Annotated in this window: 11 protein-coding genes; 7 read left to right on the top strand and 4 right to left on the bottom strand. The window is 70.1% G+C overall.

Annotation, left to right across the window (positions count from 1 at the left end):
* Positions 1-374: 374 nt before the first annotated feature.
* From CGL27_RS53640 to CGL27_RS35685, 3 genes are all read left to right on the top strand, one after another.
* The gene (locus tag CGL27_RS53640; protein ID WP_078644545.1) at positions 375-620 is read left to right on the top strand and encodes an RICIN domain-containing protein; all 246 of its coding nucleotides are present in this window, start codon (positions 375-377) and stop codon (positions 618-620) included.
* 72 nt (positions 621-692) lie between these two features.
* The gene (locus tag CGL27_RS35680; protein ID WP_119991884.1) at positions 693-3,323 is read left to right on the top strand and encodes a glycoside hydrolase family 97 catalytic domain-containing protein; all 2,631 of its coding nucleotides are present in this window, start codon (positions 693-695) and stop codon (positions 3,321-3,323) included.
* Positions 3,320-4,960, top strand: coding sequence for a glycosyl hydrolase family 28 protein (locus CGL27_RS35685; protein ID WP_119991885.1), 1,641 nt, complete (start codon positions 3,320-3,322; stop codon positions 4,958-4,960). The genes CGL27_RS35680 and CGL27_RS35685 overlap by 4 nt, the downstream gene beginning before the upstream one ends.
* A gap of 109 nt (positions 4,961-5,069) precedes the next feature.
* Here CGL27_RS35685 and CGL27_RS35690 read toward each other — a convergent pair whose 3' ends face one another.
* Complete coding sequence (locus CGL27_RS35690) at positions 5,070-6,260, bottom strand: magnesium and cobalt transport protein CorA (protein WP_119991886.1); 1,191 nt, start codon at positions 6,258-6,260, stop codon at positions 5,070-5,072.
* Positions 6,261-6,565: 305 nt separating this feature from the next.
* Positions 6,566-7,486: a helix-turn-helix transcriptional regulator gene (locus tag CGL27_RS35695; protein ID WP_119991887.1), complete on the bottom strand. Its 921-nt coding sequence runs from the start codon at positions 7,484-7,486 to the stop codon at positions 6,566-6,568.
* 94 nt (positions 7,487-7,580) lie between these two features.
* Between CGL27_RS35695 and CGL27_RS35700 the strand changes: the two genes are divergently transcribed.
* Together CGL27_RS35700 and CGL27_RS35705 are read left to right on the top strand one after the other, a co-directional pair.
* A complete protein-coding gene (locus CGL27_RS35700) occupies positions 7,581-9,302 on the top strand; it encodes an AMP-binding protein (RefSeq protein WP_119991888.1) in 1,722 nt (573 codons plus the stop codon).
* Positions 9,303-9,392: 90 nt separating this feature from the next.
* Positions 9,393-11,117, top strand: a complete 1,725-nt coding sequence (locus CGL27_RS35705; RefSeq protein WP_078644553.1) for an AMP-binding protein — start codon at positions 9,393-9,395, stop codon at positions 11,115-11,117.
* A 70-nt stretch (positions 11,118-11,187) separates the two neighbouring features.
* Here the strand turns inward: CGL27_RS35705 and CGL27_RS35710 are convergent, their stop codons facing one another.
* A complete protein-coding gene (locus tag CGL27_RS35710; RefSeq protein ID WP_119991889.1) occupies positions 11,188-11,949 on the bottom strand; it encodes a neutral zinc metallopeptidase in 762 nt (253 codons plus the stop codon).
* A 103-nt stretch (positions 11,950-12,052) separates the two neighbouring features.
* Positions 12,053-12,757: a hypothetical protein gene (locus CGL27_RS35715; RefSeq protein WP_078644556.1), complete on the bottom strand. Its 705-nt coding sequence runs from the start codon at positions 12,755-12,757 to the stop codon at positions 12,053-12,055.
* Between the two features lie 137 nt (positions 12,758-12,894).
* On the opposite strand from CGL27_RS35715, the gene CGL27_RS35720 reads away from it, so the two are divergent.
* Together CGL27_RS35720 and CGL27_RS35725 are read left to right on the top strand one after the other, a co-directional pair.
* Positions 12,895-13,146, top strand: a complete 252-nt coding sequence (locus tag CGL27_RS35720; protein WP_078644557.1) for a hypothetical protein — start codon at positions 12,895-12,897, stop codon at positions 13,144-13,146.
* The gene (locus CGL27_RS35725; protein ID WP_119991890.1) at positions 13,143-13,514 is read left to right on the top strand and encodes a helix-turn-helix domain-containing protein; all 372 of its coding nucleotides are present in this window, start codon (positions 13,143-13,145) and stop codon (positions 13,512-13,514) included. Before CGL27_RS35720 ends, CGL27_RS35725 begins: the two co-directional genes overlap by 4 nt.
* Positions 13,515-13,527 lie beyond the last annotated feature (13 nt).

Consider the following 13,527-nt stretch of genomic DNA (forward strand, 5'->3'; position numbering starts at 1 on the left):
GGGCTACGGAAAGCGGCTGAATCAACGATTCATCGAGGAAATCCCTTGAATCGCCGATCCCGCCGGGGAGTTGTGGCACCGTCAGAGCCGGCCGCGGCGTTTGAAGATGACGTACAGACTGACGCGGACCACCGCCATCAGGACGACCGCGAGTCGTGGGTGGAGTCCTGATCCAAGGCATTCGACGTCGACCGCTTGCGGCCTGACGGGATCAACACATTCCAACTGATCCAAATGGGTTCTTTGGTACAGACCTTGACGGTGAATCAACAGGACTCCACACTGACGCCCAAACCTGCACGCACGGTTCGACGTTGCGCCCATGCGAGAGCTCTCCGAAGCGGTCCTCACCCCCACTGGACAAGGACGACGCTGTGCAGCGAACCCTGAAAAGCCTCCTGCCCCTGTGGCTCGCGGCTCTTGTGGCCGCCCTTCGCACGGCCGGTGTCCCGCCGGCCCGCGCGGCAACGGCCACGACGATCACCGTGGACGGCGGTCAGGGCGGCCGGGCGTTCGACGGCAAGTGCCTGGACGCGGTCGGGCACGGCACGGCCAATGGCACGGCGCTGGAGATCTGGGCCTGTACCGGCGGCGCCAACCAGATCTGGCGGCTGTCCTAACCGCCCTGGCCCCCGCCGGGCCGCGCTTTCACCAACTGCCGTCATCACCACTCACCTCGATGAAGGAGGCCCATGCCCACCACCCCGCTCAGACGCCTGCTGCAATGCTGCCTGACGGCACTGCTGCTGCCCCTGGCCCTCCTGGTCGTGCCGGCGCACGCCGCGGCCGCGGCCACCGGCTGGACCGTCACCGGCCCGTCCGCGGGCTCCCCGACCGCGGCACAGGTCATGCTGGACAACGGCACCCTCACCTTCGCCGCATCGAGCCACGGCCAGACCGTGCTGTCCCCGTCCCCGATAGGGATCCGCACCAGCGCCGTCGACCTGACGAAGAACCTGACGTTCCTGCGGCGCGGCGACCGGACGGTCACCGAGTCGTACACGATGACCACGGGCAAGCAGCGCAACCGGCAGACCGCGTACACCGAGACGACGCTGTCCTTCTCGGGCACCGGCGGCGCCCGGCTCGACGTCGTGGTCCGTGCCTCGGACACCGGTGTGGCCTACCGCTACGTGCTGCCGGGCAGCGGATCGGTGACCGTGACCGGTGAGGCGTCGTCGTGGACGGTCCCGGCCTCCTCGAACGCATGGCTCGTGCCGCCCGACCGCGAGGACCAGGGCCAGTGGTTCGCCACCACCGCCGCCGCCGCTCCCACGAACACGTACCACTTGCCCGCGCTGTTCCAGGTCGGCGACGCCTACGCGCTGGTGGCCGAGACGGACCTCGACGGTCGGTACGCCGCCTCCTACCTGTCCCACACGTCCGGCTCCGCCACCTACACCGCCCAGCTCGAGGGCGGGATCACCACCACGCTGCCGCTGTCGACGCCGTGGCGCACGGCGGCGATCGGCGACCTGGCGAGCGTCACCCAGTCCACGATCGTCGACGACCTGGCCGCGCCCTCCAAGGTCACCGACACCTCGTGGATCAAGCCCGGCGCCGTCGCCTGGTCCTGGCTGAGCGAACACGGCAGCCCGTCCAGCGAGGACCGGCAGAAGCAGTACATCGACTTCGCCCAGCGCCACGGCTGGAGCTATGTCCTCATCGACGAGGGCTGGTCGTCCTCCTGGGTCCCGGACGTCGTGTCCTATGCCAAGGCCAGAGGCGTCCAGGTCATCCTGTGGTTCAACTCCTCCGATCTGCGCACCGCGGCACAGCGCGACCGGTGGCTGCCGCAGGTCAAGAACTGGGGAGTGGCGGGGGTGAAGGTCGACTTCATCGACGAGTACACCCAGCCGACCCTGCAGTGGTACGACGCCGTTCTCGCGCGGACCGCGGACCTGAAGCTCATGGTCAACTTCCACGGCACCGCCATGCCGCGCGGCATGCAGCGCACCTGGCCCCAGGTGGTCGCCGCCGAGGCGGTGTACGGCGCGGAACAGTTCCGCAACCGCGCCGCCTTCGACACCTTCCTGCCCTACACCCGGAACGTGATCTCCAGCATGGACTTCACTCCCGTGGTGTTCAGCATGACCGGCCGCGACACCACCGACGCCCACGAACTCGCCACCTCCGTCGTGTTCGAGTCCGGCTGGCAGCACTTCGCCGACAGCCCCGAGAGCTACGAGGCACACCCCGAGGCGCTGCGCATCCTCGACCAGCTCCCCACCGCCTGGGACGAGACGCGCCCGCTCGGCGGCAGCCCCGGAAAGGAGACGTACCTGGCCCGTCGCTCCGGAGGGCGCTGGTTCGTCGGCGGCATCTCGGCCCTGTCCGCCAAGACCTTCCAGACCCAGCTCTCCTTCCTCGGCACCGGGCAGTGGCTGGCCGAGACGGTCCGCGACGGCTCCGGCGGCCTGACCCATGAGACCCGCGTCGTCACCAGCTCCGACACCCTGTCAGTCCCGGAGGCCGCCAACGGCGGCTTCGTAACGGCCCTTTGCCCCTATACATCCGGCATGTCGACCTGCTCCTCCCGGGGCCAGGCGGGCGCGCTGAAGGGCAGCCAGTCCGGCCTGTGCGTGGACGTGCCGGGGGCGAGCCAGACCAACGGCACGCAGGTGGCGCTGTGGGACTGCCACGGCCAGGCCGACCAGACCTGGACCGCCTCCCCGGCCGGTCAGTTGACGGTCTACGGCGGAGCGAAGTGCCTGGACGTCAAGGGCGGCGTCACGGCCGACGGTACGGCGGTGCAGATCTACGACTGCAACAACTCGGCGGCCCAGCAGTGGACCGTCAACAGCGACGGCACGGTGGTCAACCCCACCTCGGGCAAGTGCCTGGACGCCACCGGGGGCGGCACCACCACCGGCACCCTGCTGCAGATCTGGACCTGCAACGGCGGCCCCAACCAGACCTGGTACCGCGCGAACACCACCGCCGCCTACCAGGGGAAACAGTCCGGCCGATGCCTGGACCTGCCCGGCGGCAACCAGGCCAACGGCACCCGCCCGGCGTTGTGGGACTGCAACGGCGGCCCCAACCAGACCTGGTACTCCACAGTGAGCGGTGAACTGACCGTCTTCGCCAACCGCTGCCTGGAGGCGGCCGGAGGAGCCACCGCCAACGGCACCGCGGTACAGATCCACGACTGCGACGGCACCTACGGCCAGAAGTGGCGGGTGCGCTCCGACGGCACGATCGTCAACCTCGGCTCCGGCACCTGCCTGGACGCGATCGACTCCGGCACCGCCAACGGCACCAAGCTGCAGCTTTGGACCTGCGACGGCGGCACCAACCAGGTATGGAAGGAATCCGTATGAGATCACCGTTCACGGCGCACGGCGGAGCCGAGAGCCGTACCGCACGCGGTCCGGCTCTCGCACTGACCGCTCTCCTGCTGGCCGTTGCCGCTCTGCTGGGACTCCCCCGTCCCGCCCAGGCCGTGTCGGCGAGCGTGGCGGCGTACCCGGTCGCGTCGATCTACTCGGCGTCGACGGACTACACGCTCACCGTCAACGGAACGTCCGTCCCCGTCACCAAGTACCCCGGATACGACATCGCCCAGTTCGCCCTGGGAACCGGCACCGCCACCATGGCGGTGACCAAGACCAACAACACCGATATCGGCTCGTACAGCATCAGTCCGCAGAAGCTGAACATCAGCGGGTCGGTCAGCGGCTCGACCCTGACCTTCACCGTGCGGAACGACGACTACCTGATCGTCAAACTGGACGGCCGCCCCAACCTGGTGATCGCCGCCGACCCAGCGGAGACCAACCGTCCGTCGTCCGGCGGCACCGGGATCTTCAACGTGCAGAGCGCCCCGTACAACGTGCGGCCGAACACCGGCGCCTACAGCACCACGGCCTTCCAGACCGCGCTGAACGACGCCGCCGCGTGGGGCTCCGCCAACGGCGGGCAGGGCATCGTCTACGTGCCCGCCGGTGTCTACACGCTGGGCAACCTGTACCTGCGCAGCAACCTCGCCCTCTACCTCGCCCCCGGCGCGGTGCTCCGCTACACCGGCGAGGCCGGCCACTACGTGGTGGGCGGACACAAGAGCTCCCAGGGGCGTGACCTCACCTGGTTCATCTCCACCCGCTACTCGTCGTCGAACATCAAGATCTACGGCCGGGGGATCATCGACGGCAACGGAGCGGCCTCGCTCAAGCCCAGCAACCTGGGCGTGAATCTCCTCATGCCCATCTACACCGACGGATTCACGGTCGACGGCATCACGTTCCGGGAGTCGAGCAGTTGGGCGGTCATCCCCTTGCGGTCCTCGAACCTGACGTTCCGCAACATCAAGCTCTTCAACAGGTTCGACATGGGTGAGAACGACGGGATCGACGTCACCGAGTCCACGAACGTCACCGTCACCCACGCGATCGGCATCGGGCTGGACGACCCGTTCAGCACGAAGACCTGGGGCGATGTCGCCGACATCTACGAGTCCGTCCCCGGTACCGCACGCCCGTTGAAGAACGTCACCTTCGACGACCTGGTCTCCTGGACCTACTGCTACGGAGCCAAGGTGGGCCAGGGCGTCATCCAGTCACAGGACGGCGTCACATTCCAGCACGTCGTCGTCTACGACGCCGCCGTGGGCATCGGCGTCCACCACAAATACGGAGCTTCGAGCGCCACGAGCATCCGCTTCGACGACATCGACATCGAGCGACTGGACTTCGCCAACGACGGCAACAGGACCTGGCTGGCCCTGATGACCGGCAACACTCAGGGCGTCGGTCCGGTCACGGGCGTCACGATCTCGAACGTCAAGGTCCGCAACGCCGGTACCACCGTCGCGCGCATCAACGGCCGGCCCGGTGCCCCCATCACCGGGGTCACCCTGCGCAACATCGTGATGCCGGCGAGCACCACCGCCGCGACCACGCCCGCCCAGATGAACCTGACCAATCTCTCGGACTACGGCCCCATCACGATCACGCCGTAGGCACGTACCGCCCGGCTGCCCATCTCCCGCCACCGCGGAGCCGCGCGCACACCCACGACAGCCGAACGGGCCTCGGCCGTGCCGGGGCCCGTTCGATCGATGGAGAAGTCTAGAGCCAGCCGCGGCGCTTGAAGATGACGTACAGGCTGACGCAGACCACCGCCATCAGCGCGACCGCGAACGGGTATCCCCACACCCAGTCCAGCTCGGGCATATGGGTGAAGTTCATCCCGTAAATGGTGCCGACCAGCGTGGGGGCGAACAGAATCGCCGCCCATGCGGAGATCTTCTTGACCTCCTCGTTCTGCTCGAAACCCGCCTCGGCCAGCGCCCGCATCTCGGCGTTCTGCTGCTGGGTCACCAGGGTGGCGTTGACGGCGAGGATGTCGGTGAGGGCCGAGCGGAAGCCGTCCACGCGCTCGCTGGTGTGGGTGACGTGGTCGGCGACGTCCCGCAGATAGCGCTGCAGCTCCTCATCGGTGCCGTATTTGTCGAAACCCGCCATCAGCCCGTGCAACATCCCGACCAGGGGGCGGGTGGCGCGCTGGAACTCCACCATTTCTCGGGAGAGTTCATAGATGCGCCGCGACGCCTCGGGGTCGCCGCGGAACACCTCGGTCTCGATCTCGTCGATGTCGTTCTGCACCCCCGCCACCACCGGGGCATAGCCGTCCACGGCCGCGTCGAGGATCGCGTACAGCACGGCCTCCGGGCCCAGCGCCAGCAGCTCGGGGGCCGACTCCATCCGGGCGCGCACCGCGGACAGGTCCGGGGCGGCGCCGTGCCGGACGGTGATGACGAAGTCGGGGCCCACGAAGACATGCAGCTCGCCGAAGTCGACCTCCTCGAGCGCGTCGAGATAGCGGGCGGCGCGCAGCACCACGAACAGCGTCTCGCCGTAGCGCTCCAGCTTGGGCCGCTGATGGGCCTCCAGCGCGTCCTCGATGGCCAGCTTGTGCAGATCGAACTCCGCGGCGAGCGAGAGCAGCTCCGTCTCGCTCGGCCGGTACAGCCCGATCCACGCCATCGCACCCGTCTCCTCGCGCAGCCGCCCGTAGGTGGCGGCCAGGGTGCCGGGGGTGCCGACCCGGCGGCCGTCGCGGTACACGGCGGCGTCCACCACGCTGCGCTCGTCCGGCTCACGCGGGGTTCCATCGGCGGAGGCGGTCCGCTGGTCGTCGCGCGGTGGACCCGGGGGCGCCGAGGCGGGGTGCGGGGCGGCGTCGGCCCGGTTCGCCCCACCGGGGCGCAGCCAGGGGTACCGCCTCGTGGGGCGGGGGGTGCGGCGGCGCTCGGACATATGGGGTCCTTTACGGATAGCGGGCTCGGTCGGAGGGGCGCCACCTCCGGGTCGAGCCGGGCGTCGCGCTCAGCGCGTCCGGGCCGGAGCGGCGCCTAGCGGCATACGACTGGGAGGTTCACTGTCCATGGACCTCACCTCCTGTCGCGAGCACTGACCTCAGTGCAGGATATCGCCCTATATGACCGTGGTGCGTCCCGGGGGAGCGGTGGGCGACGCAATAGTTGCCTCAGATCAAGCGTTTTTCGCGGGAGCGTCGTCCCCGGGCCACGGAAGCCGCCACCGGCGCCCGCACCCGCCGTCTGTCAGGGCAAGAGCCCCGCACGGCGAGCCTCGACCACCGCGTGGAGACGGGTGTTGGCCCCCAACTTCCGCATGGACGACCGCAGATAGCTCTTGACCGTCTCCGGCCGCAACCCCAGCCGCTCCGCCGTCGTCGAATTCGTCGCCCCCGACGCCACACACGCCAGCACGTCCACCTCGCGCGGCGACAGCTCCACCCCGTGCCGGTGCTGCCGCTCCCGGCCGCGCCTCGACGAGGCCCTGGCCAGCCGGGAGCAGGCGGTGAGTATCTCCTCGCGAAGCTGGGGGTCGGGCACCCGGTGCGCCAGGGCCCGCAGATCGCCGTGGGCCTCGCGCACCTCTTCCCACACCGCCGGGTCGGTCTCCTCCGCCGACGGCTCCCACTGCGGTCCCGGCGGCTGCCCCCGCCGCTGGCGCGCCTCCGTCAGCAGCCGCTGCGCCTCCTCCCGCACCGCCAGCTCCTGCGCCAGTTCGCTCTCCAGTACGCGTTCCAGTTCGCGCGCCGACTCCACGGCCGCGCTCAGCGCCCGGTCACCGAGCACCAGCGGCCGGCGCAGCGCGCCGTACAGCACCCCGCGCACCCGCCCGCGCACCACCACCGGCACCGCGAGCATCGAGCGCAGCCCCTCCGCGCCCACCGCCGCGTCGTACTCATGGCTGATCGCCCGTGAAGTGGGGTAGTCCGCTACCGAGATCGGCCGGGACATGGTGAGGACCTTGCCGCCGAGGCCGTTGCCGGGTGTGATGGCCAGACCCCGCAGGGAGTTGGTCGTGGTGCCGGTGAGTTCCGAGATCCGGAACTGCCGTGAGCCCGAGAACAGCCCGCCGAACGCGACGGGCAGGCCACCGCGCCGGCGCATCCGCTGCAGCGTGCTCCGTACGTCGACGGCCCCGTCCGATCCCGTCACGGCCACCTCCCGCATCCAGCGCCACCCCCGTCCGGGGGTAGTGAGACTCAGATCACCCGTCGCACGATGCTAGCGAGCGGTACGCCATTCAGGAGGACAAGTGACAGCAATGAATCCGGCTCACGACTTCCGCGAGGCACGGGACTTCCTGCTCGACCACCGGGAGGACTACGCGGCGGCGTACCAAGGGTTCGGCTGGCCACGCCCGGAGCGGTTCAACTGGGCCCTGGACTGGTTCGACGGGATCGCCGGACGAAGCGGCGACCGTACCGCCCTGCACATCGCCGAGGAGGACGGCAGCGAGATCCGGCTGACCTTCGAGGAGCTGCGCCGCCGCTCCAACCGGGCCGCGAACTGGCTGCGCGACCGCGGCGTCCGGGCCGGTGACCGCATCGTGGTCATGCTCGGCAACCAGGTCGAGCTGTGGGAGACCGCGCTGGCCGCGATGAAGCTGCGCGCCGTCGTCATCCCCGCCACCCCGCTGCTCGGCCCGCTCGACCTCGCCGACCGCATCGAGCGCGGCCGGGCGGCGCATGTGGTCGTACGGGGCGCGGACACGGAGAAGTTCGCGGAGGTGCCGGGCGACTACACCCGGATCGCGGTCGGCGGCGCGCCGGAGGGCTGGCTGGCCTACGAGGACGCCGGGACCGCGGGCATCACGGTGGACCCCACGGCGAGCGGCGCCGGGGACGACGCGGGGGACACCGAGCCCTTCGTCCCCGACGGGCCGACCCTCGCCACCGACCCCCTGATGCTGTACTTCACCTCCGGCACCACCGCCCGCCCCAAGCTGGTCGAGCACACCCACATCTCGTATCCCATCGGGCATCTGGCGACGATGTACTGGATCGGGGTCAGGCCGGGCGATGTCCACCTCAACATCTCCTCGCCCGGATGGGCCAAGCACGCCTGGTCCAATCTCTTCGCCCCCTGGAACGCCGAGGCCACCGTCTTCGTCCACAACTACGCGCGCTTCGACGCCACCCGCCTGATGGCCGAGATGGACCGCTGCTCCATCACCACCTTCTGCGCCCCGCCCACCGTCTGGCGGATGCTCATCCAGGCCGATCTCACCCAGCTTCGCACCCCGCCCCGGGAGGCCCTGGCCGCGGGCGAGCCGCTCAACCCCGAGGTGATCGAGCATGTGCGGCGCGCCTGGGGGGTGACCATCCGGGACGGCTTCGGCCAGACCGAGACCGCCGTTCAGGTGGCCAACACCCCCGGACAGCCGCTCAAGCCCGGCTCGATGGGACGGCCGACCCCCGGGTTCCGGGTCGTCCTGCTGGATCCGGTGACCGGCCGGCCCGGTGAGGAGGGCGAGATCTGCCTCGACCTCACCGGCCCCGAGGGCCGTCCCGTCGGTCTGATGACCGGCTACGAGGGCGACGGGGAGCGCACCGCCGAGGCCACCGCGGGCGGTTACTACCGCACCGGAGACATCGGATCGCGCGACGCGGACGGCTACATCACCTACATCGGCCGCGCCGACGACGTCTTCAAGGCGTCCGACTACAAGATCTCGCCGTTCGAGCTGGAGAGCGCGCTGCTGGAGCACGAGGCGGTCGCCGAGGCCGCCGTCGTACCGGCCCCCGACCCGGTGCGGCTGGCCGTGCCGAAGGCGTACATCGTGCTGGCGGAGGGCTGGGAGCCCGGCCCGGACACCGCGAAGGCGCTGTTCGCGCACTCCCGGGCGGTGCTCGCGCCGTACAAGCGGATCCGCCGATTGGAGTTCGCCGACCTCCCCAAGACGGTTTCCGGGAAGATTCGCCGGATCGAGCTACGCGAACGTACGGCACAGGGTGGCGGTATCGAGTTTTATGAGGAGATCTGATGACTGACGCTCATATGATGACCCACCCGCACGAACGTGAAGGCGTACGTGACCGTGAAGGCGTACGTGCCCATGACCCAAGGAGCTCCCATGACCGACCTCACGTCTGACCCACCAAGCCCAGCGGGGCTCTCCTACACCAGCGGAGCCGGCGACCTCCCGCTGCTCGGCGACACCATCGGCGCCAATCTGACCCGTGCCGTCGAGCTGTACGGCGACCGCGAGGCGCTCGTCGACGTCCCCTCCGGCCGCCGCTGGACCTACGCCGAGTTCGGCAGGTCGGTCGAGGAGGTCGCGCTCGGGCTGATGGCCAAGGGGGTCGCCAAGGGCGACCGGGTCGGCATCTGGGCCATCAACTGCCCCGAATGGGTGCTGTTGCAGTACGCCACCGCCCGCATCGGCGCCATCATGGTCAATATCAACCCCGCATACCGCGTCCACGAGTTGCGGTACGTACTCCAGCAGGCCGGAATCTCGGTCCTGGTCTCCTCCATCGAGCACAAGACCAGCGACTACCGGCGGATGGTCGAGCAGGTGCGATCGGCCTGCTCCTCGCTGCGCGATGTCATCTACATCGGCGACCGGACCTGGGACGGGCTGGTGCGCGCCGGGGCCGGTGTGCCCCCCGAGCGGCTCGCCGAGCGCGAGGCCCGGATCAGCTGCGACGACGCGGTCAACATCCAGTACACCTCCGGCACCACCGGCTTCCCCAAGGGCGCCACCCTCTCCCACCACAACATCCTCAACAACGGCTTCTTCGTGGGGGAGACGGTCCGCTACACCGCCGAGGACCGGATCTGCGTGCCGGTGCCCTTCTACCACTGCTTCGGCATGGTGATGGGCAACCTCGCGGCCACCAGCCACGGCGCCTGCGTGGTCATCCCCGCCCCCACCTTCGACCCCGTCGCCACCCTGGCCGCCGTCGAACGGGAGCGCTGCACCTCGCTGTACGGCGTCCCCACCATGTTCATCGCCGAGCTGGCCCTGCCGGACTTCGCCACCTTCGACCTCAGCTCGCTGCGCACCGGGATCATGGCCGGTTCGCCCTGCCCGGTGGAGGTGATGCGGCGGGTGGTCGCCGAGATGCATATGACGGAGGTGTCCATCTGCTACGGCATGACCGAGACCTCACCGGTCTCCGCCCAGACCCGGCCCGACGACGACCTCGTCCGCCGCACCTCGACGGTCGGCCGGGTGCTGCCGCATGTCGAGGTCAAGATCGTCGACCCGGTGACCGGGGCGACCGTGCCCCGCGGCACCCGCGGCGAGCTGTGCACCCGCGGCTACTCGGTGATGCTCGGCTACTGGCAGGAGCCCGAGCGGACCGCCGAGGCGATCGACTCGGCGCGCTGGATGCACACCGGCGACCTCGCGGTGATGGACGGCGAGGGATACGTCCAGATCGTCGGCCGGATCAAGGACATGATCGTCCGCGGTGGGGAGAACGTCTATCCGCGGGAGATCGAGGAGTTTCTGCACACCCACCCCAAGGTGGCGGATGTGCAGGTCGTCGGCGTACCGGACGAGAAGTACGGCGAGGAGGTCCTGGCCTGCGTCATCCTCCGCGAGGGCGCCAAGACCCTCACCCGCGATGAGCTCGCCCGCTTCTGCCGGGGCCGCCTCGCCCACTACAAGGTCCCCCGCTATCTGCGTCTCATGGACGGCTTCCCGATGACGGTCAGCGGCAAGGTCCGCAAGGTCGAGCTGCGCGAGGCGGCCGCCCGGGAGCTGCTGCCCGAGACCCGCTCGGAGGCCGGTCCGGCCAGATCCGAAGTGCTGGTCGAGCGGGCCGAGCCGCAGACCGCGCCGAGCTGATGAGTTGCGGGCCCCTCTACTACAGCAGGGGCCCACACCCCCGCCACAGCAGGGGCCCCCACCCCGCCCGTCACTGGACGACGTTCGGCAGGCACGACTTCGCCCCGGATCGCGCGCCGCGGCTGAAGTAGGAGACCCGCTGGGAGGCGTCGCCGTGGTCGGAGATGTCGGTCCACGGGGTCCTGTCGGCGAGTGCGGTCAGGGCGTCCGCCAGCTCCTCGGTATCACCCTCCTCGAAGGTCAGCGTCCCGTCCTGGGCGGCGCCGAAGAGGACCGCCCCGGCCAGGCAGTCGGCCTGCAGCTCACGGGCGAGGTCGACCAGGCCCGCGTCCAGACGATTCTGGACGGCGTGGCCCCACTCATGGGCGATCACCAGATAGACCCAGGCGTCGCCCCGCGCATGGCCCCAGCGCATCAGGTCCATGTCCCACGCTATGTAGTCGCCGTCCGGGCAGTAGACGGCGTTGTCGTCGGGGAGTGGCTCACTGCCGCACACCGGCGTACCGGGGGTGTCGCCGTCGTAGGCCCCCAGGATCCTGGGCGGGTTGTAGCCGCCGGTGAACAGCTCGGGCCAGTGGGTCTGCCAGTAGGTGGTGGTGACGGAGACCGCCGCGTCGATGTCCTCCTCCACACCTTTTCCGTCGTCGGTGCCATCAGGGCTGGTGAGCGGGGTGGGCGTGCCCGGTGTGGCGCCGGACGGCGGCCCGGGTGCGGCCGAGGAGCTCTCCACCGTGGGCGGCGGCACATCGCCGCCCCCGCAGCCGGTCACCAGAAGCAGGGTCAGGGCGGCGACGAGCGGAGCCCATGACCTCGGGTACCACGGAGCAGCCATCGTTTCGGCCTCCGGCCGGTCGAGCGGATGGGACGGGTGAACGGTGGAGGGCGGTGCCTCAACGGAAGCGTTCCCCGGTCCTGAGCGCAAGAGCCGACCGGGGTCAGCCGTCCGGCGGACCCATCCGGATCAGTACGTCCGCCGGGTCGTTGACGGGCTGCGGGGTGCCGGTGAGGTCCATGATGAACAGCGGCAGATGGAGCGCGTCGGCGCGCGCCCGCGCCTCCCGCGCATAGCCCGCGAGCGAGAAGAAGACGCTCATGGCCGACTTCTGGAGCCCGTTCAGCCACAGGCATTCGATGTCCCGCAGCCCGGTGGGACGGGTGGTCGGATCGACCTGGGCGACGACGCCCGTCCCGTAGAGGTCCACCCCGGACGCGGCCCGGTCCTCCGAGGGCCGCAGGCTGTGGAAGCCGAGCCACTTCAGATACAGCGCGGCGGCGGTGACCGCGTCCCGCGCCGTACGGATCGTCACCGGCCGGAAGGCGGGGCGCCGCACGACCGGGCCGCCGTGCCCGGCCACCGCGCCCGGGCCGGCCGGGGGCGGCGCGGCGGCGACGGGGACGCGGACCACCGCGCCGCAGTCGCAGCCCAGTTCCGGCTGCGGCCAGTGGCCCTGGTGGCCGCAGGACGGGCAGTTCACCGCCACCCAGAGGTTCTCCCAGGTGCGGTGGCCGACCTCCGCCGGAGCCCCGTCGCGGAGGACGGGCAGGGTGACCGGCGCGCCGCACGAACAGGGGAAGGTGGGCGGCGTGAACGACTGCTCGCGACGGCACGCGGGACAACGCACCGGCACGTTGTCTGTCATCGGGGCGCTCCGTGGACGGGGGGCGGATGCGGTATGCGTCCATGCTCCCCGAAGCGGGCGGCCGCGGCGAGGTACTTGGGCGTTCTGTCCCCCGCGATGGGGGCGCCGTGTTACGGCTGACGCAGTAGGTTTGCGGCGTGAGATTGAGGGTTGAGTTCACCACCGAACCGTTCGACCTCGACGAGGTGCCGCCGCACGCCGTCGTGGCCCGCGAGACCGTCCAGGCCGCCCCGCTGGACGCCGTCGACGTCGGCCCCTTCGGCAACACCGCGGAAGGCGGGGCGGAGGCGGTGCTGGCGGCCGTCGACCGGCTCCTGCGCGGCTCCCTCGAAGCTGGTGCCACCCGGATTTCGCTCCAGGTCAACGTGATCGGGGAGGGCGAGGCGTGAGCGTACCCGCCGACCACCCCTTCGCCGCCGCGGTGCAACCGCTCGTGGATGCCATGGGCGGCGAGATGATCGCCCCGGACCGGGCCAGGGGCGACGATGTGGTGCTCTCCTGGGAGGGCCGCCCGGTGGTCGCCGTAAGGCTGCCGCATATCTCGGATTCGCTCGACCACATCCTCGCCGACCTCCAGCGCCGCCATGGCGTGCCGCTTTCGGCCCTCGACCGCAAGACCAAGCAGTCCGTCGTCCGTCACCTCGAACAGCGTGGCGCCTTCTCGGTGCGCCACGGCGTCGAGACGGTCGCCGGAGCCCTCGGCGTGAGCCGCTTCACCGTCTACAACTACCTCAACCGGGAGAAGAGCGGGGACTGACCGCGCCCCGCCG

The organism is Streptomyces sp. 11-1-2, assembly GCF_003595545.1.
Classification (GTDB): domain Bacteria; phylum Actinomycetota; class Actinomycetes; order Streptomycetales; family Streptomycetaceae; genus Streptomyces; species Streptomyces hygroscopicus_B.